Origin of the sequence: Streptococcus pseudopneumoniae (genome assembly GCF_001068775.1) — a bacterium.
Lineage (GTDB): Bacteria > Bacillota > Bacilli > Lactobacillales > Streptococcaceae > Streptococcus > Streptococcus pseudopneumoniae_N.
Genome location: NZ_JWAJ01000073.1, coordinates 1 through 452, shown reverse-complemented (window position 1 = coordinate 452; position 452 = coordinate 1). Strand labels below are relative to the sequence as shown.

Sequence of the window (452 nt, the reverse complement as noted above, 5' to 3'; positions counted from 1 at the left end):
ATCCCAGGTGAAGATGGAAACCCAATCACTGTTACAATTGGTGAAGATGGTAAAGGTAAAGTATCAAATGACAACCTTCCTAAGAAAGATGTCCCAGGTACAGGTAAGATTACAGAACCAGGTAAACCAGCTGTTGAAGTTCCAGTAACAACACCAGGTAAGGTAACACCAAATACTCCAACAACTGAAACACCAAGTGAGATTGAAATCACACGCAAACCAAATGGTGATGCGATTGTAACGCCTAAGAAACCAGATGGAAAACCATACCTACCAGGAACTACGGTAGGAATTCCAAGTAAAGATAAAGATGGAAACCCAACTACAATCACAGTCACAATTGGCGACAATGGTTCGGGTGAAGTACCAAATGACAACCTTCCTAAGATAGATGTCCCAGGTAAAGGTAAAGTAACAGAACCGAATAAGAAACCATCACAACCAGTGGATGT

The 452-nt window shown here is 41.4% G+C and carries 1 pseudogene; it reads left to right on the top strand.

Going from position 1 to position 452, the window contains the following annotated elements:
* Nucleotides 1–452 (top strand): annotated as a pseudogene (locus ADF68_RS11070) (hypothetical protein); the annotation flags it as partial.